Below are 21,761 nucleotides of genomic sequence, written 5' to 3' on the forward strand. Positions count from 1 at the left end.
CCGTGATGTATTATACGATTGTCTTTCTTCCGCTTTTGGGTTTTTTAATTGCAGCATTAGGTGGAAAAACCATAGGAGATCGTGCAAGCGAGTTGATAACATGTAGCTTTATGGTGATTGTTGCCATATTGTCGTGGATAGCATTTTTCAATCTTGCACTTGGTCATACTTTAGCGATTGATGTATTCGTATTACATTGGCTTACCATTGGTGATTTAAGCTTTGACTGGGCTCTTCATATTGATACATTAACAGCTGTTATGCTTATTGTGGTAAACAGTGTTTCGGCATTAGTGCATATTTATTCAATTGGTTATATGCATCATGACCCTTCAAGGTCGCGTTTTTTTTCTTATCTTTCTCTCTTTACATTTATGATGCTGATGTTGGTGACATCCAATAATTTGATCCAGATGTTTTTTGGCTGGGAAGGTGTAGGACTTGCTTCTTATTTGCTTATTGGTTTTTGGTTTCAGAGAGATTCTGCGAATAAAGCTGCAATGAAAGCTTTTGTGGTTAATCGTGTTGGAGACTTTGGTTTTCTCTTAGGAATATTTAGTGTTTTTGTTTTATTCCAATCGGTTGATTTTGCTTCTATTTTTGCAAAAGCCGCAGACAATAGCTTTATACAAAATATGACATTTTTAGGTTGGCAGCTTGATGGACAAGCAGCAATTACTGTTACATGTCTTTTATTATTTATTGGTGCGATGGGAAAATCAGCACAATTTCTTTTACATACTTGGCTGCCTGATGCTATGGAAGGACCAACGCCTGTATCAGCTCTTATTCATGCTGCTACAATGGTCACAGCTGGTGTTTTTATGGTTGCGCGTATGTCACCAATTTTTGAACTCTCTTCGATTGCTTTGACAGTGATTGTTATTATTGGAGCCACAACTGCGTTTTTTGCAGCAACTGTAGGATTGGTGCAGAATGATATTAAACGTGTTATTGCTTATTCTACATGTTCACAACTCGGGTATATGTTTGTCGCCCTTGGTGTTGGAGCTTATGGAGCAGCTGTTTTTCATCTTTTTACCCATGCTTTTTTTAAAGCCTTATTGTTTCTTGGTGCGGGTTCTGTCATTCATGCTGTCTCCGATGAACAAGATATGCGAAAAATGGGTGGGTTACGCAAGCATATAAAGATAACTTATTGGATGATGATGATAGGCACCATTGCCTTAACAGGAGTTGGGATTCCAGGAACAGTTTTCGGGACTGCTGGTTTTTTCTCCAAAGATGCGATTATAGAATCTGCTTTTGCATCGCATAATATTGCGGCAGGATATGCTTTCTATCTTCTTGTTATTGCTGCCTTTTTAACAAGTTTTTACTCATGGCGGCTTATCTTTATGACATTTCATGGTAAACCACGCGCTACAGTTGATATTATGCATCATGTTCATGAATCTCCCCCAGTGATGTTGATTCCACTGTTTATTTTATCTCTTGGAGCAATATTTGCTGGTGTTGTTTTTCACCCTTATTTTTTTGGTGACTTATATGATGCTTTTTGGAAGGAAGCATTATTTACAAGCAGCCACAACCACATTCTTCATGATGCGCATCATGTTTTTAATTGGGTAAAGTGGTCGCCATTTATAGCAATGGTTTTTGGGTTTATGTTTGCCTATTTGTTTTATATTTCTTTTCCATCTCTTCCCAAGAAAATGGCTCGTATTATGCCAGGAGTATATCAATTTCTTTACCAAAAATGGTATTTTGATCAATTATATCACTTTTTGTTTGTTCGTCCTATCTTTAAGATTGGTTCTTTTCTTTGGAAAGTGGGGGACGGTAAAATTATTGATGGTCTAGGTCCGAATGGTATTGCAGCACGTGTTGTTGATATTACAAATAGAGTTGTTCGGATGCAAACAGGCTATCTTTACCACTATGCATTTGCGATGCTGATAGGTATTGCATTGCTGATTACATGGATGATGATCGGGGGCGTGAACTAATGACCGATTGGCCTATTCTTTCTACGGTTACATTTTTGCCACTAGTGGGTGTACTGCTTATTTTATTTATCAAAGATGATAGTGAAGCTGCGCGCCATAATATACGCAATGTCGCACTTTTTACGACGATATTTGTTTTTATTATTTCTTTAATTATTTGGGTAGGATTTGATTCTAGAAACCCGAATTTTCAAATGGTTGAAAAATTCAGTTGGCTAGGGGATAGCATTAGCTATCATATGGGAGTTGATGGTATTTCTATTCTTTTTGTTGTTCTTTCAGCTTTTCTTTTGCCTTTTTGTATTTTAGCAAGTTGGGAGAATGTTAAAGAGAGATTAAAAGCTTATATGATTGCTTTTCTTCTTCTTGAAGTTGCCATTATTGGAGTCTTTTGTGCTCTTGACGCAATATTATTTTATGTTTTTTTTGAAGGTAGCCTCATTCCAATGTTTATCATTATAGGGGTGTGGGGTGGTTCACGTCGTGTTTATGCAAGTATCAAGTTTTTCTTATACACTTTACTTGGTTCAGTGCTTATGCTGGTTGCACTTATGGCTATGTATTGGCAGGCAGGAACACTTGATATACCAACTTTACTCAATTATCAGTTTCCTGCCCATATGCAAATATGGTTATGGCTTGCATTTTTTGCTTCTTTTGCTGTTAAAATGCCGATGTGGCCAGTTCATACTTGGCTCCCTGATGCTCACGTGGAAGCACCGACAGCAGGTTCTGTTATTTTAGCTGGTGTCTTACTCAAATTAGGTGGGTATGGTTTTCTTCGTTTTTCTTTACCTATGTTTCCTATTGCTTCAGCAGATTTTGCCCCTTTTGTTTTCACATTATCGCTTATTGCAATTATTTATACCTCATTGGTTGCACTTGTTCAAAGTGACATCAAAAAACTTATTGCATATTCCTCAATAGCGCATATGGGATATGTAACGATGGGTATTTTTGCTGCGAATGAACAGGCAATACAAGGGGCTATTTATCAGATGCTATCGCACGGAATTGTTTCCGCAGCTTTATTCCTTTGTGTTGGGGTGATCTATGATCGCTTGCATACGCGTGAAATTTCAGCATTTGGTGGTTTAGTGAATAATATGCCCAAATATGCTGTTGTTTTCTTAATCTTCACGATGGCAAATGTCGGTCTCCCTGGAACTTCAGGATTTTTGGGTGAGTTTTTAACCTTAATAGGTGTTTTTCAAGTGAATAAATTGGTTGTTATTTTAGCGACAACAGGTGTTATCTTATCAGCAGCCTATGCCCTTTATCTTTATCGGCGTGTGGTTTTTGGTTCCTTGGATAAAGAAAGTTTAAAAGTATTGGTAGATCTCTCTTCGAGGGAAAAATTTATTCTTTACCCGATGGTTATTCTTACAATATTCTTTGGTATCTATCCAACGCCACTTCTTAAAGCGACGGCGTTTTCTGTAGAAGCCCTCATCAATAAATTACACTAGATAAGGGAAGAATTCTCATGCAAAGTCAAATAATAACACAATTAGTCTTAATTCTTCCAGAGATTTTAATTGCATTAGGGGGAGTAGTGTTGCTTTTGGTTGGTGTTTATTCCAATGCACGCGCTTCTTTAACGGTGACAGGTTTAGCTATGGCTCTTCTTGTGGCAACCATTATTATTCTCATCGTTTTTCCAAAGACTGGCTTATTTCAAACCAATGCGCTTATTATTGACCCTTTTGGTCGTTATATGAAAGTTTTAACGCTTATTGGTGCACTTTTTGCTCTTATTATGTCTGTTGGTTTTGCTAATGCGCAAAAGTTCAATATATTTGAATTTCCAGTGCTTGTTCTTTTAGCAACTCTTGGCATGATGCTGATGATTTCAGCGGGGAATATGCTGTCACTTTATATGGGATTAGAACTACAGTCCTTAGCTTTATATGTTTTAGCAGCGATTAATCGTAATAATGTAAAATCTTCTGAAGCCGGTATAAAATATTTTGTTTTAGGAGCATTATCTTCAGGGATGCTGCTTTATGGCATTTCTTTGCTTTATGGTTTTTCCGGTCAAATTGGTTTTCACGAAATAGCCATTGCTTTAAAAGGTGAAAGCTTACAATTGGGGGTCATTTTTGCAATTGTTTTTATTTTAGCGGGGTTGGCTTTTAAAATTTCTGCCGTTCCATTTCATATGTGGACACCTGATGTTTACGAAGGTGCCCCAACACCGATTACAGCATTTTTTGCTGGGGCGCCTAAAGTTGCTGCAATGGCGCTCATTATTCGTGTGATTGTTACGGCCTTTATTCCCCTAGGGCGTGTTGATAGCGCGATGCCTGCATGGCAACAAATTTTGGTTTTCATGGCAATTGCATCAATGATTCTTGGTGCGTTTGCTGCAATTGGTCAAAATAATATTAAGCGCTTAATGGCTTATTCGTCGATCAGCCATATGGGCTATGCACTTGTTGGTTTATCGGCTGGAGATATGCTTGGGATAAAAAGTGTTATTCTTTATATGACCATTTATCTTGGTGTTACTCTTGGCTCATTTGCTTTTATCCTTGGAATGCGATCTCAGAGTGGTAATGTTGAAAATATTTATGATCTTTCAGGATTAGCAAAGACGAATCCGTTTATGGCGATTGTCATGACAATACAGCTTTTCTCGCTAGCCAGTATACCCCCTATGGCTGGTTTTTTTGGGAAGTGGTATACATTTTCTGCTGCTGTTCATGCTGGTCTGACACCACTTGCTATTGTCGGTATGATAGCGTCCGTTGTTGGCGCTTTTTACTATTTACGAGTTATTAAAATTATGTGGTTTGATGACGTAAAAACGCATTTCGTTATTTTATCAAAAGAGCTTCAGTTTTGTCTTAGCCTTTCCGCATTATTTATTTTATTTTATACCTTTTTTGGAATTTGGTTTGCCGAATTGGCAGAAAAAGCAGCTGCTGCATTGTTTTAATTATGGTCTATATTTTATCAGATTTTGCAAAGAAACAAGGATACACTGTTGAAGCCTACGACAGCGTTGATTCAACAAATCTCATTGCGCAACGAAAAGCGCAAACTGGACATCAAGGTTATCTTTGGATTGTTGCGCAAGAGCAATTACAGGGAAGGGCAAGGAGAGGGAGGGTATGGAATAGTCCAAAAGGGAACCTTTATTCTAGTCTTTTGTTAATGGATAATATTGTTCATCAAACCGCTGCTCAACTTGGTTTTGTTGCTGGAGTCAGTGTAGCAGAGGCAATAAAACAATTTATAAAAGATGAAAAGAAAACAAACAATATTGTAAGCTTAAAATGGCCAAACGATATTTTGCTCAGAGGAGCAAAAAGCTCTGGAGTTTTGCTCGAAATTCTAAAATTACCATCACAACAAGATGTATTGGTTATTGGTATTGGAATAAATGTGAAACATCATTATGAAGATGCTCCCTATCTCACTTCAAGCTTAAAGAATATTGGTTTAAATATTGAACCAGCACAATTATTTACAGTTTTGACGGAGTATTTTGCTAAAAATTATCTGCTTTGGAAGCAGCTTGGAGGATGTGATATAATCCGCAAAAAATGGCTTTTATATTCTGCTCACCTTGGGCAATACATCAAAATAACTAATGATGAAAAAATTATTGAGGGTATTTTTGAGGGGCTTGATCATGATTTTAACTGCATCATAAAACAAAAAAATGGTGAGACAAGTATTATAACAGCTGGAGATGTTCATTTTGGTTTGGCAGCTTCTGTTCATGAAAATCGTTATTAATTTATAAAGTTTTATTTTACCATCAGATTATCTTAATGATTTAGGAGATGTTTATGGTTGCAACCAATAAGAATGAATTTGTTTTTTTACCTCTGGGAGGTGTAGGTGAAATAGGGATGAATTTAGCCGCTTATGGATTTGGCTCCCAAAATCTTCGTGAATGGCTGCTTGTTGATATGGGCGTTAGTTTTGCTGGCTCTGAATTACCGGGGGTCGATCTTATTTTTCCTGATATTCGTTTTCTAGAAAGTGAAAAACATAATATACGTGGTCTTATTTTAACACATGCACATGAAGATCATTATGGAGCTGTTCTTGATTTATGGCCAAAGTTACAAATTCCAGTTTATTGTACAGCTTTCACAGCAGGGTTATTGGAGAGTAAAAGGCAATCAGATTTTGAATCTCATAAAATGCCATTTAATATTTTTAAAGTAGGGGATTGTTTTCATGTTGGTCCCTTTGCCATAGAATCTATTGCTGTTAACCATTCGATACCAGAGTCTGTATCTTTAGCCATTACAACATCTTTAGGGACTGTAATCCATACGGGTGATTGGAAAATTGATCATACCCCTTCGCTTGGAGCTGTAACAGATGAGAAAAGATTTCGAACGTTAGGCGATAAAGGTGTTTTAGCATTGCTTTGTGATTCCACAAACGCATGTCGGGATGGTATATCTCCATCAGAGCAGCAGGTTCAAACCAGTCTTTCTGAGATTATTTCGAAAGCTGAAGGACGTGTTGCAATAGCAACTTTTGCTTCTAATATTGGTCGGATACGTTCTATTTCTCTAGCTGCTCAAGCTGTTGGGCGTAAGGTTCTTGTTATTGGGCGTTCCCTTAAGCGAAGTATTATGGTTGCACAAGAGCTTGGTTATATGGATGGCTTAGCGCCATTTGTAACGGAAGATGATTATAGTTACATCCCACGAAAAGAACTTGTTTTAATTGTCACAGGGAGCCAAGGTGAGCCATGTGCAGCTTTGGCTAAGCTGTCACGTGAGGGAATGAGGAATATTGCGCTTTCCACTGGAGATACTGTTATTTATTCATCACGAAGTATTCCAGGAAACGAAAAAGCGATTCTTGATATACAAAATCGCTTCATCGATTTGGGTATTAAAGTTATTACGAATGAAGATGCACTTGTTCATGTTTCAGGTCATCCCCGTCGTTCAGAACTTTTACAGATGTATGATTGGATAAAACCACAGATCCTTGTGCCTGTGCATGGTGAGGCAATGCATCTTACTGCTCAAGCCGCTTTAGCGCGTCAAGCAGGGATTAAAATTGTTAGGAATATTAGAAATGGTAATATGCTGCGTCTTGCACCAACGCCTGTAGAAGTTATTGATCAAGTGCCTGTTGGTCGTATTTATAAGGATGGATGTCTTCTTGGAGATGAGTATGAGCTAGGGATTCGTGAGCGTAGAAAATTAAGTTACGCTGGTCATGTTGCTGTTTCTCTCCATATGAATAGCAAGCATGAGTTGTTTGGTGATGTCGGTTTAAGCATATTGGGACTCCCTGAGAATAATGGAGAGGGGGAAAAATTAAAAGATATTCTTTTAGAGGTTGTGGAAAATACAGTTTATAATATTCCACGCATGAAGCGAAAAAATAATGAAGTTATTCGAGAGGCAACACGACGTGCAGTGAGAGCGGCTGTTTATGAAATTTGGCAAAAAAAACCTCTCTGTACAGTTTTTTTACATCGATCAAAATAAAGCATTTCTATATTACGTTATTAAAAAGAAGAGCATTCTTATTTTATTGCTCAATAAGAAAAATAGAGAATAAAGCACAATAATTTTTTAAACAATAAGATCGTTATATTTGTAAGTATTCAGAATGCGACTATAGATAAATAGAGAGGGTATGTTAAATTGTTCCGATATGATAGATCTGAGTAGGAGTTAATTATTTCAATGCGTCTTTCTCAATATTTCCTTCCAATTTTAAAAGAGAATCCTAAAGAAGCAGAAATTGTTTCTCATCGTTTCATGTTGCGTGCTGGGATGATTCGACAACAAACATCCGGGATTTATTCTTGGCTTCCTTTGGGAAAAAAAGTGCTTGATAAAGTTTGTAAAATTATTCGTGAAGAGCAAGAACGTGCTGGTGCAATAGAAATATTGATGCCTACAATTCAATCTGCTGATCTTTGGCGTGAAAGTGGCCGTTATGATGATTATGGTTTAGAAATGCTGCGCATTAAAGATCGTCAAAAGCGTGATTTACTCTATGGTCCAACAAACGAAGAGATGGTAACAGACATTTTTCGTTCCTATGTTCGTTCTTATAAAGACCTTCCACTTAATTTGTACCATATTCAATGGAAATTTCGTGATGAAATTCGTCCACGTTTTGGTGTGATGCGGGCACGAGAATTTTTAATGAAAGATGCTTATTCTTTTGATCTTGATTATGAAGGCTCTAAAACATCTTATAACCGTATGTTTGTGGCTTATTTACGCACTTTTTCTCGCCTTGGCTTAAAAGCCATTCCCATGCGTGCAGATACAGGCCCAATAGGAGGGGAACTCAGTCATGAATTTATCATTTTAGCTGAAACGGGAGAGAGCGCTATCTTCTGTGATAAACAATTTCTTGAACTGAACGTTCCCCACAGTTCAATCGATTTTAGTGATAAAGCTGTTTTAGATGATACTGTTAAACAGTGGACATCTTTTTATGCAGCGACAGAAGAAATGCATAATGAAGAAGAATGGACTAAAATTTCTGAGAAAAATCGTCTTTCAGCGCGTGGTATTGAAGTCGGGCATATTTTTCACTTTGGAACGAAATATTCTGTTCCAATGGGAGCAAAAGTTATGGGACAAGATGGAAAAGAGCATGTGGTCTCTATGGGATCTTATGGGATTGGACCTTCACGCCTTGTTGCGGCTGCTATTGAGGCTTTTCATGATGAAAAGGGAATTATTTGGCCAAAGTCGATGGCACCGTTTGATTTTGGGATTATCAATATGAAACCTGATGATGAAAAATGTACAAAAGCATGTGAGTTTCTCTATCAGGGATTAAAGGATGCTGGTTTTGATCCATTATTAGATGATAGAAATGAACGTCCTGGATCAAAATTTGCAACAATGGATTTGATTGGCTTGCCAACGCAAATCATTGTTGGTCCTAACAGCATTGCACAGAATGAAGTTGAAATTAAAGATCGAAAAACTGGTATAAAAAAATCTCTAACGGTTGAAAATGTGCTCAGCCAACTTTCTATAATTTAATAGGAAATGTTATGAAGAGGCTGAAAAATAAATGGTTTTCATCTTATGAGTGGATGATTGCTTTTCGTTATATGATTCCCAATAAAAAACATGTCGTCGCATCGGTTATTTCAATTATTTCTCTTATTGGGATTATGTTGGGAGTCTTTGCTCTGGTTGTTGTTATGGCGGTGATGAATGGCTTTCGTACAGAACTTCTTAACCGTATTCTTGGTATGAATGGGCATCTTATTGTTCAAACAATTGATGCTGGTTTTTCTGATTATAAGACTCTTATTTCTTCTTTAGAATCTAAAAATGGTGTGAAGTTTGCTTTACCTGTTATTGAAGGTCAAGCACTTGTTCAAGGTGAAGCTCAAGGTGGCTCTGGTGCTTTAATTCGTGGTATGCGCAAACAAGATTTAGAAAAACTTAAGACAGTCTCTCAAAACATTAAATTAGGTTCGATTTCTCGTTTTGATCAAGAAGAAGGTGTTGCAATTGGAAGTGGTTTAGCAGAAAAATTGGGGCTTACAGTTGGGAGGGATCTTCGTATTATTACCCCTGATGGTGATGAAACTCCTTTTGGCGTTACACCACGTGTAAAAGCTTATAAAGTCGTTGCTATTTTTGAAGTTGGTATGTCTGAATATGATTCAATATTTGTTTTTATGCCTCTCCATGAAGCACAAATGTTTTTTAATTTAGGCGATAAAGTTCAGTCTTTAGAATTATTTTTAAACGATCCTGATGCTGTTGATCAAATAAAACCAATGATAGAAAAAGCAGTTGATCAACAGGTCTATTTAATTGATTGGCGTACTCGTAATCAGGCTTTTTTTTCAGCTTTACAGATTGAACGAAATGTCATGTTTTTTATTCTTTCTCTGATTATTCTTGTTGCTGCTTTAAATATTATTTCAGGCCTTATTATGCTTGTAAAAGATAAAAGTCATGATATCGCAATTCTACGCACAATGGGTGCACAACAGAGTGCGATTTTGCGTATATTTATTATTACAGGAATGATGATTGGTTTTATTGGAACGATATTAGGCTTAATTTTAGGTGTTATCGCGACCGCGAATATTAATCATATTCAAGACTTTATCTCTTGGTTATTTAATGTCGATGTTTTTAATCCTCAACTTTATTTTTTAACAAAACTGCCTGCACAAATTGAGTGGAAACAAACTGTTTTGGTTGCTATTATGGCATTATTCTTATCATTTCTTGCTGCGCTTATTCCTGCATGGCGTGCTGCTAAGCTAGATCCTGTGCAAGCCTTGAGGTACGAATAATGACAGCGATTTTAGAGCTTGTAGAGATTGAAAGACGCTTTTTTGAGAGTCATAAGCCGCTCATTGTTTTAGATAAAGCAAATTTTATTCTTAATCGTGGAGAGCTTGTTGCACTTGTTGCACCATCTGGTGCCGGGAAATCAACACTTCTTCATATTGCTGGGTTATTAGAAAAACCAACAGCCGGTGATGTGATGTTACGGGGCGTTTCTTGTGCAAAGCGCTCTGATAGTGAGAGAACAGCTATCAGACGAAATGATATTGGTTTTGTCTATCAATTTCATCATTTACTTCCAGAGTTTACTGCTTTAGAAAATGTTATGATACCGCAAATGATAGCAGGATTAAACAAGTCCATCGCAGAAGATCGTGCGCGTAAATTATTGATGTATTTACGTGTTTCTCATCGGGCGAATCATCGTCCCTCAGAGTTATCGGGAGGAGAACAACAACGTGTTGCTATTGCACGTGCCGTAGCAAATGCCCCTTCGGTTCTTTTGGCGGATGAACCTACTGGAAATCTTGATCCCGTAACTTCAGCTTATGTTTTTCAAGCTTTATCTGTTCTTGTTCGTCAGTCTGGTCTTTCTGCTCTTATTGCAACACATAATTACGCTTTGGCAAAGCAAATGCATCGTCGAATTACACTTAAAGAACAGAAGATTATTGAACTTCCTTAAAGGCAAGGTATAAATTTTATACGACTAATTGAATGGTTTATATTACTTTATTCAAGGAGACTTTTTATGACAGTTTTTGTCGTTGACAAAAATCAATTGGATATACGTCGCCGCCGGTTGATTTTTCGTGCATGGCATCGCGGTATTCGTGAAATGGATCTCATTTTTGGACATTATGTTAATGCTAATATTACTTCAATGAATGATAAAACACTCTCTGAATTTGAGTATATTATGTCTTTTGATGATCGCGACTTACTCACATGGATTACCGGAGAAATGTCACCTCCCCCTGAAATTGATAGTCCTCTTTTTCGTGATATTATCAATTATCGTAATTACTTAACTTATTGATTTAAATGCCTATATTTAAGAAAATTATCATTCCCCCCAATAGTTCTGCTCATATAATTTTTGATGGCGTTACTGATGGATTTGAAGCCTTTGCCCTTGCCAAATTAAGATTAGAAATTGCACAAGGTAAACCACTCATCTATGTTGTCCGAGACGGAACAAAAATTGCGCATTTACAACAAGTTTTAAATTTTATTGAGCCCCATTTACCCGTCCTTCAATTTCCTGCATGGGATTGTTTGCCTTATGATCGCGTGTCACCAGGAATTGCTATTATGGCACGTCGACTATCAGCATTGGCACGCATGGCCAATTTACGTCAAAATCCACAGGCTGCAATTATATTAACAACAGCAAATGCAATTATGCAAAAATTGCCTCCTCGTGAAATGATAGAAGCTCAGCTTATTCACGCACATGTTGGCCAACGCCATAATATGGGGCATTTTATTCAATTCCTAGAAACCAATGGTTTTGAACGCGTTACGGTTGTCCGTGATGTTGGTGAATTTGCTGTAAGAGGAGGAATACTAGATATTTTTTCTCCTATGGATATTGAGCCTTTACGTCTTGATTTCTTTGGAGATACCCTAGAAAGCATTCGTGTATTTGATCCAGAAAGTCAAAGAACAACACGCCAAAAAACTGAATTTTTATTACAGGCAATGAGCGAGGTTGTTTTGACAGATGAATGCATCAGCCGTTTTAAAAGCAATTATACCCGTACATTTGGTGTATCACAAAAAAATAATATGCTTTATGAAGCAATTGCTCAAGGTCGACGTTTTGCTGGTATGGAACATTGGCTTCCATTTTTTTATGAAAATCTTGATACTTTTTTTGATCATTGTGGTAATTTACCGCTTGTTTTCGAACATCTTATAGAAGAAGTTTTTGTTGAGCGCTATCGCCTTATTGAAGACTATTATAACGCGCGTAAAGAACGCGAAAATGATAAAGAAAATACGACGTCTTATCATCCGATAGATCCTAATCTTCTCCATTTAACGCCAGAGCGTGTTTTTGAATATGTGCAACAATCTTCACAGCGTATTGATTTTTCGCCTTTTAATATTCCACAAAGTTTGGAACAAACAGTTATTCACGCACAAGTTAAACAGGGATATAATTTTGTAAAAGAGCGGAATGCACAGGAAAAAAATGTTTTTTCAAGTGTTATTGATTACATCGCTTTTTTACGCGCTGCTGGTAAAAAAGTGCTTTTAGCATGTTGGAGTGAAGGATCTCTCAATCGTTTAATACAAGTTCTTGATGAGCATGGATTGAAAAAAATAGAAGTTGTAAAATCTTTGCAAACAGTTAAAGCAACCCCACGAGATCGCATATTAGCAGCTGTTATCATGATAGAACATGGTTTTGAGGCTGAAGATTTAGCTATTATAGCAGAGCAAGATATCTTAGGTGATCGCTTCATTAGATCGCCAAAGCGGCGTAAAAATAATACAAATTTTATTTCTGAACTTTCTGCTTTAAATTCTGGTGATCTTGTTGTGCATATCGATCATGGTATTGGCCAATTTGTTGGTCTTAAAACCATCACAACCACTGGAATTTTACGAGATTGCCTTGAAATTAAATATGCTGGAGGTGATTTACTCTTTTTACCTGTTGAAAATATTGAACTTCTTTCACGTTATGGCTCAGAAGGAACAGAGGTAGCTTTAGATAAATTAGGGGGTGTTGCTTGGCAAGCACGTAAAGCTCGGCTTAAAAAACATTTATTGGAAATGGCCGGGCAATTAATTGGTATAGCTGCGGAGCGTGCGACACGTGCCGCGCCTGCTTTACTTCCACCAGTTGGACCATTTGATGAGTTTGTTGCTGGTTTTCCCTATGAAGAGACAGAGGATCAAATGAATGCCATTGATGCCGTTTTAGATGATTTAGCCTCAGGAAAGCCGATGGATCGCTTGATATGTGGTGATGTTGGCTTTGGAAAAACAGAAGTAGCTATTCGAAGTGCTTTTGTTGCAGCATTAAATGGATATCAGGTCGCTGTTGTTGTACCGACAACTTTGCTTTCACGTCAACATTACAAGACTTTTATTTCGCGTTTTCAAGGATTACCTGTTAAAATTGGTCATGTATCAAGGCTTGTGAGAGGGAAAGAACTCACACAAGCCAAAAAAGGGATTTCAGATGGTACGATTGATATTGCTATTGGAACCCATGCACTCTTAAGTGGTGCAGTCGATTTTTTACGGTTAGGTCTTCTCATCATTGATGAGGAGCAACATTTTGGGGTAAAACACAAAGAGCGTTTAAAACAGCTTAAAAGTGATATTCATGTTCTTACACTTTCAGCAACCCCCATACCACGAACTTTAGGATTGGCATTATCGGGAGTACGTGAACTTTCATTAATCACCACTCCACCCATTGATAGAATGGCAGTTCGTACTTTTATTACTCCATTTGATGCCCTTGTTATACGAGAAACATTACTTCGAGAATACTACCGTGGTGGACAAAGTTTTTATGTTTGTCCTCGTATTTCTGATCTGGCTTTTGTAGAAGAATACCTTAAAATGCATGTTCCAGAGCTCAAATTCGTTATAGCACATGGACAAATGCCGGCTGGACAACTTGATGATATTATGAATGCATTTTACGATGGACAATATGATGTTTTGCTATCGACAACCATTATTGAATCCGGTCTTGATATTCCAACAGCCAATACATTAATTGTGCATCGTGCTGAAATGTTTGGTCTTTCTGCACTTTATCAGTTACGAGGGAGGGTAGGGCGCTCAAAACAACGTGCTTATGCACTTTTTACATTTCCTTCTGGTAAAGTTTTAACATCTGCTGCTGATCGTCGTCTTAAAGTGTTACAATCTCTTGATACATTAGGGGCTGGCTTTCAATTGGCAAGTCACGATATGGATATTCGTGGTTCAGGCAATTTTTTAGGTGAAGAACAATCAGGACATATCAAAGAAGTTGGATTTGAACTCTATCAAAAAATGCTTGAAGAAGCTGTTGCTGAATTAAAAGATGGAGAGCTAAGTGAGGATAAGCAATGGTCACCTCAAATCTCGCTCGCTACAACTGTAATGATACCAGAAAGTTTTGTGCCTGACTTATCATTACGTATGGGGCTTTACCGACGCTTGACAGAACTCGAAAATTTAGAACAGATTGATGAGTTTGCAGCGGAGTTAATCGATCGTTTTGGTCCTTTGCCCCTTGAAGTTCAACACATCCTTAAAGTTTTTCATATCAAAATATTGTGTCGAAAAGCCCATGTAGAAAAATTGGATGCTGGACCAAAGGGTATTGTCATACAGTTTCGCAATAACTATTTTGCCAATAGTATTGCTCTTGTTCAATGGGTGAAAAAACAAGGTTCAATGGCAAAAATTCGTCCAGATCAAACTATTGCTCTTATTCGGAATTGGTCTACCGTTGATGAAAGACTTATTGGAGCTGCTACGATTATGACACAGCTTGTGGAAATGGCAGAACAACATTCTGTTTAAAGCAGTTTCTCTACTTTTCAGAACTGTTTCTTATGCTTGTAAAATTATTCTATAAATAATAACCACTTATTGATTTTTTGTAAGAATAAAATTTAAGTTTATAATAAAGATAATCTCTTATATATTTATTTTAGGTCCTTTATTATAATACATATTGATATAATAAGAAAAATTTGGATCAAAATAACATGCTTTCTTCATTACAAAAATTTCTAACGATAGTTTTTTTGTTACTGCCTTGCATATATGGCGTAAAAGATACTCATGCTGAGTTATTTTCTGAAGAACAATACCAACGTTTTAAAAACAAAAATTTATCTCTAGAGTACATATAGCGAGAGAGTACGAAATAGGAGAACATGAAGAAAAGCTGATTAAAGCAAAAGAGTATTTGAAAAAAACTCCATTATTTAACGAATGGAAAATGAATGAGAAGAATGGAGGTGAATATGAGATAATGAAAAATTATCTCATATTCGTTATTAGTTGTAAAACGTTAGAAGATATATTGCAGAGTGATATAGGCGCTATTTTGCGTAAAGATTTTGATTGGGCAAAAGATGCAATTCATTCAATAAGTTCTAGTTTAGTCAGGGACATTAAAGAATTACTAACAGATGGCTCTTATAGCTATGAAAAAAAATATTTGATAATGTAAAAAATGATATCATAGTAAATGGTTGGTTTGTGGAAAGTGGGCCTATGTTTTGTAGAACTATAAAAGAATTACATAATATAATGCTTCCAAATAAAAGAAATAATACCATAAATCGCATCCGTTCTCATGTCGAAGAATGGTTTAATTAAAGGGCGGATTTTTTTACAATGTGTGAAAAATAGAATAATATCTAATATTATCATAATAATATACTTAAAAAGTTTGATGAAAAATAGCGCTATAATAATATTAAATCAAAAGTTTTCTTAGGTGAATGGAGTAAAATTATAATAATATAATAAACAATAGGTAACATGTATAATAAATATGTTATTTATAATATATTTTTTAATTTTTATTTATTATGATTTTGTTGCTAATTTCTACAGCTATTTTTACGCACATTACAAAGTTGAAAAACTATATTTATAAAGTGGTGCACTATGTGCATATTTAAGATAATTATAGAGCTATCTATTGTTTAGGAAATGAAAAGCATTAACTCGCTAGAAATCAAGAGCTTTGTTTTAAATCACGAATGATGCAATTAAGTCGACATCTAAATATGTATAAAGCATCGCTGTTAGGATTGTATTTATAGGGAGATTAATGATCTCAGAAAAATTAATTTTCCCTTTAAGTTTTAAAGAAATAAACTTTAACAGTTTGTTTATCCAGTTTATGATGAGAGAGAATTTTTTAATTTATTTATAATTATGTTAGTTTTAAACATTAAAAAATGTTTTGATTTGGTTATCATTGATAGCTTTTCTTCTAAAATAAATACAAGACCCAATAAAATACTTTAAAAGAAAAAATGACTTTTATTCTTATTTTCTTATTAGAGGTTAACATAATTTTAAATTGAAAAGATAGGTTATGGGTAGACTACCCCCATTTTTTTATAAAGCTTACTTCTTATAGAAATTTTTGATTATACAGCTTTAAAGATTTTTAAGTTATCAATCGCCTCTGATCTATTTATTTTAAACATATCCCCCCCCCATCTATAACTTTAGAAAGAACCGCTTAGAGTATTAATGCTTTTTATGTTTATAGTGTTTCGATAATTTTCAAGAAGCGATCATAATCTTTTGATATTATTTAAGAGTCAAAAAAATTCTATAAAGCTTTGCTTACCTTCTTTTAAAAAAGCAAGATATGTAAAAACAATTTTTCTGAAATCAATAGTGGTTCAAACTTTTCTTTCATAATATGTCTGTTATGAATCGTAAAAGCATAGGAGGGCAATAAAAATATCAATTATTTTTTTAAGCTTTCAAAGACATTATGTTTTGTCAAAAATATTCTATTTGGATGACCTTGAAATTATTTAATTTCTTATGAAGAGGACTTTTCTTCTCTTTATAATTCTCTTATCAAGAGTATGTTTTCGGATTATTTATTTATATATGATATATATGCAATGCTATTGAGATAAAATTTTATGATTTTATTCAATTCATTTTTAAATCATCAGATTCATAATGTATTTTTCTTCATTGAGGTATATGAGAGCCAAAAGAAGTATAAATTTATACGTTTTGAGTAAAAAGGAGTTTTTAAATTTTTCAGATAATTCTATATGTTTCATAAGAGAGATAAAAAGAAACTTTTTCTATCTTTTAAATAGGTCTATTATAAATTGAAAAGATTTCAATTGTTATCGATTTTTCAGCAAAAAAATATGTCTTTTAATTAATAAAAAAAGATAACTCACATATATTTTGTCATTTGATTTTACTTTTTTAGCAAGAAAACTAAATATAGCTTTATGACAAAGATATATTGCTATTATTTTGTCAAAAAGACAAAAAAACAGTCTGTTAGCAAAAAACTTTCTTTCTATTGTTCAGGAGTTTTAGATAATTAGCAGCTTTAATCCATCAAATATTTCAATAATACCATAATAAATAACTTTATTTTCGTGGATTACAAACAGTAAAATTTAATCAATATTTTGAAGCTTTGTGCATTTTAATATTTGTTGCTAAGACTCTATAACATAATTCAAGAGTTGTTTATTTAAGTGTAAATTTGTAAGATTTTTAGAAGTGCATAGAAGTTTATTTTAATTGATATTGCATTATTGATTCGTTTGTGTAATCTTAGTGCGAATGCGTAGAGGTGTTGTTTTAATGGATAAATTTCATCAACTTCCTGTGTGATAAAGAGGGGAAAGCTATATGGGTGTATAAAAGTTTACCTAGATCGTCGTAGTTTTTTCTCTAAATTTGACTTTTTTTTTTATATTGAAGTAAAAATAATAAAATTAAGTTTTATTTCATTATAATCTAATAAGTTTAAATTGGAATTATACTTAATATTTTTTTAATTACTTAAAAGCGCGTTGAAAGGATTAACTTAATCATGTCGCATAAAAATTTTTATTCTGCTGTCTCAATATTAGTTGGAGCAGCTGCCTTTTTTCTTATAGCTGGTATTTCTGCAAATGCGCAGACTTTATCACAAGGTTGGTACAAAGTTTGCAGTAAACAGAATGATGTTGATATTTGTAATACAATGAATACTGTATTATCAAATACAGGACAACCTTTAACGGCTTTTAATCTTGTTGAAATAAAAGGGAAGCAAAATGAAAAACGTATAGGTATTCAAGTGCCTACAGGTCGTTTTTTGCCAGAAGGTGTTCACATTCAAATAGGTGATGGTTTTTCTAAAAAAATTCCTTATATCATTTGTAATGGGCCAAGTTGTATTGCTAATGATGTCTTAGACGATAAGCTTATCGCAGCTATGAAAAGTGGTACAAAAATGGTTGTAACTACAGTTAACTTCCGTGGTTCAGCTAATCCCATTGAATTTTCTCTTAACGGATTTACAGCTGCGTACACCGGTCCTGGTATGGAAGAAAAAGATTTCCAACAAGAACAAATAAAGCTGCAGCAGGCCATTCAATCAAATCAAAAAGAAATTGAAGAGCGTATGCGGGCTGAGCAAGAGAAAGCAAAGCAGAAATAATACACACACACACGCCATAGAATTGGTTAAAACTTTTTCTATGATCGTTTATTTAGACCGCCACAATTTTTTGTGGCGGTTTCTTTTTATTGTTAATTTTTTGAAAGAGTTCTGCGCTTCCACCAACCAATACGCGCAGTTTTAGGAGAATCACTAGATGTTGATGAAATAACAACGGGTTGGTTAATTGTTTCTTCAATTTTGGAAGGAGAAGGTTCGACAGCTTTCTCCATCTTCATATCAGTTTCTTTCTCTAATGTTTTTTGTATTTCTGTTGCTTCTTGAGAGGATGTTTTTTTACGTGTTCTACGTGTTGATTTTTTAGTATTTTCAGGAGTTTTATCCTCATTCTCATGAAGAGATTTATTTGCTTTTTTTGTTCTAATTTTACGTGCCGAACCGCTTTTAGTTTTTTCTTCAAGAGATTTTTGTTCTACAATATTTTGATCATTCTCTAGAGAAAGATTATTTTCTGCCGCCCTTGAAGAAAGTGTTTTACGCTGTTTAGATTTATCCCTTGTATCATCAACTTTTATCGTTTCATCTTGCTGTTGTACCTCGAGAGCCTGTGTATTGTTTTTTATTTCTTCAAGTTTAGAAGATTTAGCCGATGGACCACGACCTTTGTGAAGCACTGCTTTAATTTCTGCTAAAGCCTTCTTAGCAAAATCTCCGACTGGTTCTGCATAAGGAATGCGAACCTGATGAAAACTATTATCTTGATTTCGTCGACCACCACGACGCCCTCGACGACGTCCTCGACGGTAAGAATCATCATTCAATGTATCTTCTTTTTTATGAACGTCGGAGAGAGAATGATCAGCAATTTCATCGTAGCGATTTTTGCGTTGACGTTTTTGATTTGTTTCAATGGAAGGAGGATTTTCAATAGATTCACTTTTTATGAAAACAGAATTTTCAATTTCTTGCTTATTGTCATCTTCCAATGAAGATCGAGAAATGCTTTCTGCTATTGTGCCTTTAGAAATAACAAGATGTTGTGTTCCAATACTATCATCTGCCTCAATACTAATATTGAGTTTAAAGCGTGTTTCTAAATTAACAAGAATGTTGCGTTTGTGATTTAACACATAAAGCGCTGTCGCTACGGGTGTGCGCACAATAATATTATATTGCGAATTATGAAGAAGATATTCTTCAATTGAGCGCATGACATGTAAGGCAATTGATGATTCAGAACGTATACTTCCTGTTCCTGCGCAATGGGGGCAGGGGTGTGTTGTACTTTCTAAAACTGATATGCGAATACGTTGACGACTCATTTCTAAAAGGCCGAAGTGTGAGATATGGCCAACTTGAATACGAGCACGATCATTTTTCAAACAGTCTTTTAATTTTTTTTCGACCAGTCGCACATTGCGTTCTTCAAGCATGTCAATAAAATCAATCACGATTAAACCAGCAAGATCACGTAAGCGTAATTGACGTGCTACTTCTTCTGCAGCTTCAAGGTTTGTTTGTAAAGCTGTCTTTTCAACAGAGAATTCTCTCGTAGAGCGTCCAGAATTAACGTCAATAGCAACAAGTGCTTCTGTTTGATTAATAACAAGATAACCCCCAGACTTTAAAGAAACCTGCGGTTGCAACATTTTATCAAGCTGAATTTCAATATTATTTCTTGCAAAAATAGGCGTAGGATCGCGATAAGGTTGCACGACTTTTGCATGACTTGGCATAAGCATACGCATAAAGTCTTTCGCTTCACGATATCCTTGGTCTCCAGAGACAAGAATTTCACTAATGTTCTTATTGTAAAGATCTCGTATAGAACGCTTTATAAGATTACTTTCTTCATGAACAAGGCATGGTGCCGTTGACTCGAGTGTCAAAGTACGAATCGTATCCCATAACCGCATAAGATATTCATAATCGCGTTTGATTTCAGCTTTTGTTCTATTAGCGCCAGCCGTTCGTAAGATAACGCCCATACCTTTTGGAACAGCTAATTCTTTTACGATTTCTTTAAGACGCTTACGGTCTTGCACATTCGTAATTTTTCGTGAAATACCACCACCGCGTGCTGTGTTGGGCATGAGAACAGAATAACGACCTGCTAGAGAGAGATATGTTGTAAGGGCAGCGCCTTTATTTCCACGTTCTTCCTTGATAACTTGCACCAGCAAAATTTGACGTCGTTTAATCACTTCTTGAATTTTATACTGGCGCCCTTGTTTTCTTTGATATGTTGGGAGCTCTTCACGGATGTCTTCAGCACCAACCATTTCGATTTCATCATAAGAGACATCGGCATTTAATATCTCTTCTGTATGATTAATTGTTACAGATTCGGATGCAATATCATTTTCAACATTGGTTGCTATGACATTGTTTTTCGCATTTTTTTTTGTTCTTCTAGAGCGTTTTTTATTTTTAGTTGTTTCTTCCTCAAAAACATCTGCTGGATTTTCCCCTATAGCTGCTGCTTCCTCTTCTTCAAGAAGAGCAAGGCGATCAGCAATAGGAATTTGATAATAGTCAGGATGAATTTCAGAAAATGTTAAAAAACCATGTCGATTTCCACCATATTCGACAAAAGCTGCTTGAAGAGATGGTTCTACACGCGTAATACGTGCAAGATAAATATTCCCCTTGAGCTGTTTTTTATGTTCTGATTCAAAATCAAGTTCTTCAATTTTGTTGCCGTGAACAACAACAACACGTGTTTCCTCCGGATGAGAGGCATCTATAAGCATTTTGTTTGACATAAGTTAATATCCTGAAGGCGACATGCACAACTTTATTCAAACGAACGGTGTAATTATTCATAGACGTAAAGGGCTGTCTGCCATAAAAGGGAAGTACCAGAAAAACAGGACGGAACACCACATGTAGATGCATGACTGCATTTACACCATTTCTCATCATTATCTCCATCTGTTTTTTATGACACATATTTTAAAAAAGTCTCTGGTAAAATAATCTTTAAAACAGTTCGGATATCCGAACCAACGAATCTTAAATAATGCAATCCTAATTTTATAACATAGAAATTTTTCATCCATAACAAAGTCTCAACGGATAATATGCAACAACCCCTTTAAAGACAACTTACTATCAGTTATAGATAATTGGATCTATTATCAGCTAGGAAGCACCAATATTCTTTTATGTTGATATCATGCTTTTGGCAAGTAACAATGTAAATCATGTATCATGATAATATTTTTATTACCTTAATTTCGTTTTTTATAATGGGGGAGTTTAACATTTATTGAAAAATAGACAATAAATTTAGTGTACCTTTTTTATATAACCAAGATAAATTAGTACAAATGTCGTTGTAGAATACTTTGCTTATGATAAGAG

At 35.3% G+C, this 21,761-nt stretch carries 13 protein-coding genes; 12 read left to right on the forward strand and 1 reads right to left on the reverse strand.

Annotated elements, in window-relative coordinates; all coding sequences use genetic code 11:
* Positions 1-5: 5 nt before the first annotated feature.
* The 12 genes from nuoL (at position 6) to PVV65_RS01410 (ending at position 18,434) form a co-directional block, all read left to right on the forward strand.
* The gene (nuoL, locus tag PVV65_RS01355; protein ID WP_273788986.1) at positions 6-1,970 is read left to right on the forward strand and encodes an NADH-quinone oxidoreductase subunit L; all 1,965 of its coding nucleotides are present in this window, start codon (positions 6-8) and stop codon (positions 1,968-1,970) included.
* Positions 1,970-3,439, forward strand: a complete 1,470-nt coding sequence (locus tag PVV65_RS01360; RefSeq protein WP_273788987.1) for an NADH-quinone oxidoreductase subunit M — start codon at positions 1,970-1,972, stop codon at positions 3,437-3,439. The genes nuoL and PVV65_RS01360 overlap by 1 nt, the downstream gene beginning before the upstream one ends.
* A 17-nt stretch (positions 3,440-3,456) precedes the next feature.
* Positions 3,457-4,911, forward strand: a complete 1,455-nt coding sequence (gene nuoN, locus PVV65_RS01365; protein WP_273754208.1) for an NADH-quinone oxidoreductase subunit NuoN — start codon at positions 3,457-3,459, stop codon at positions 4,909-4,911.
* Positions 4,912-4,913: 2 nt separating this feature from the next.
* Positions 4,914-5,717: a biotin--[acetyl-CoA-carboxylase] ligase gene (locus tag PVV65_RS01370; protein WP_273754207.1), complete on the forward strand. Its 804-nt coding sequence runs from the start codon at positions 4,914-4,916 to the stop codon at positions 5,715-5,717.
* A 53-nt stretch (positions 5,718-5,770) separates the two neighbouring features.
* Positions 5,771-7,447: a ribonuclease J gene (locus PVV65_RS01375; protein ID WP_273788918.1), complete on the forward strand. Its 1,677-nt coding sequence runs from the start codon at positions 5,771-5,773 to the stop codon at positions 7,445-7,447.
* 201 nt (positions 7,448-7,648) lie between these two features.
* Complete coding sequence (gene proS, locus PVV65_RS01380) at positions 7,649-8,974, forward strand: proline--tRNA ligase (RefSeq protein ID WP_273788919.1); 1,326 nt, start codon at positions 7,649-7,651, stop codon at positions 8,972-8,974.
* Positions 8,975-8,985: 11 nt separating this feature from the next.
* A complete protein-coding gene (locus PVV65_RS01385) occupies positions 8,986-10,254 on the forward strand; it encodes a lipoprotein-releasing ABC transporter permease subunit (RefSeq protein WP_273788920.1) in 1,269 nt (422 codons plus the stop codon).
* Positions 10,254-10,934 carry an ABC transporter ATP-binding protein gene (locus PVV65_RS01390; protein ID WP_273754203.1) on the forward strand — a complete coding sequence of 227 codons (681 nt, stop codon included), beginning with the start codon at positions 10,254-10,256 and terminating at the stop codon, positions 10,932-10,934. The genes PVV65_RS01385 and PVV65_RS01390 overlap by 1 nt, the downstream gene beginning before the upstream one ends.
* A 66-nt stretch (positions 10,935-11,000) precedes the next feature.
* Entirely contained in the window at positions 11,001-11,288 is a 288-nt protein-coding gene (locus PVV65_RS01395) for a succinate dehydrogenase assembly factor 2 (RefSeq protein WP_273754202.1), read from the forward strand.
* Between the two features lie 5 nt (positions 11,289-11,293).
* The gene (gene mfd / locus PVV65_RS01400; RefSeq protein ID WP_273788921.1) at positions 11,294-14,794 is read left to right on the forward strand and encodes a transcription-repair coupling factor; all 3,501 of its coding nucleotides are present in this window, start codon (positions 11,294-11,296) and stop codon (positions 14,792-14,794) included.
* A 391-nt stretch (positions 14,795-15,185) separates the two neighbouring features.
* Complete coding sequence (locus PVV65_RS01405) at positions 15,186-15,452, forward strand: hypothetical protein (RefSeq protein ID WP_273788922.1); 267 nt, start codon at positions 15,186-15,188, stop codon at positions 15,450-15,452.
* Positions 15,453-17,822: 2,370 nt separating this feature from the next.
* Complete coding sequence (locus PVV65_RS01410; protein ID WP_273788923.1) at positions 17,823-18,434, forward strand: invasion associated locus B family protein; 612 nt, start codon at positions 17,823-17,825, stop codon at positions 18,432-18,434.
* Between the two features lie 92 nt (positions 18,435-18,526).
* Here PVV65_RS01410 and PVV65_RS01415 read toward each other — a convergent pair whose 3' ends face one another.
* Positions 18,527-21,160 (reverse strand): ribonuclease E/G, encoded by a 2,634-nt coding sequence (locus PVV65_RS01415; RefSeq protein WP_273788924.1) that lies wholly within the window; start codon positions 21,158-21,160, stop codon positions 18,527-18,529.
* Positions 21,161-21,761: the final 601 nt, after the last annotated feature.

Origin of the sequence: Bartonella sp. ML70XJBT (assembly GCF_028618425.1) — a bacterium.
GTDB lineage: Bacteria > Pseudomonadota > Alphaproteobacteria > Rhizobiales > Rhizobiaceae > Bartonella.

Coding starts and splice junctions, on each gene's coding strand:
- nuoL (WP_273788986.1), top strand. CDS start 6: ATGTATTATACGATTGTCTTTCTTCCGCTTTTGGGTTTTTTAATTGCA.
- PVV65_RS01360 (WP_273788987.1), top strand. CDS start 1,970: ATGACCGATTGGCCTATTCTTTCTACGGTTACATTTTTGCCACTAGTG.
- nuoN (WP_273754208.1), top strand. CDS start 3,457: ATGCAAAGTCAAATAATAACACAATTAGTCTTAATTCTTCCAGAGATT.
- PVV65_RS01370 (WP_273754207.1), top strand. CDS start 4,914: ATGGTCTATATTTTATCAGATTTTGCAAAGAAACAAGGATACACTGTT.
- PVV65_RS01375 (WP_273788918.1), top strand. CDS start 5,771: ATGGTTGCAACCAATAAGAATGAATTTGTTTTTTTACCTCTGGGAGGT.
- proS (WP_273788919.1), top strand. CDS start 7,649: ATGCGTCTTTCTCAATATTTCCTTCCAATTTTAAAAGAGAATCCTAAA.
- PVV65_RS01385 (WP_273788920.1), top strand. CDS start 8,986: ATGAAGAGGCTGAAAAATAAATGGTTTTCATCTTATGAGTGGATGATT.
- PVV65_RS01390 (WP_273754203.1), top strand. CDS start 10,254: ATGACAGCGATTTTAGAGCTTGTAGAGATTGAAAGACGCTTTTTTGAG.
- PVV65_RS01395 (WP_273754202.1), top strand. CDS start 11,001: ATGACAGTTTTTGTCGTTGACAAAAATCAATTGGATATACGTCGCCGC.
- mfd (WP_273788921.1), top strand. CDS start 11,294: ATGCCTATATTTAAGAAAATTATCATTCCCCCCAATAGTTCTGCTCAT.
- PVV65_RS01410 (WP_273788923.1), top strand. CDS start 17,823: ATGTCGCATAAAAATTTTTATTCTGCTGTCTCAATATTAGTTGGAGCA.
- PVV65_RS01415 (WP_273788924.1), bottom strand. CDS start 21,160: ATGTCAAACAAAATGCTTATAGATGCCTCTCATCCGGAGGAAACACGT.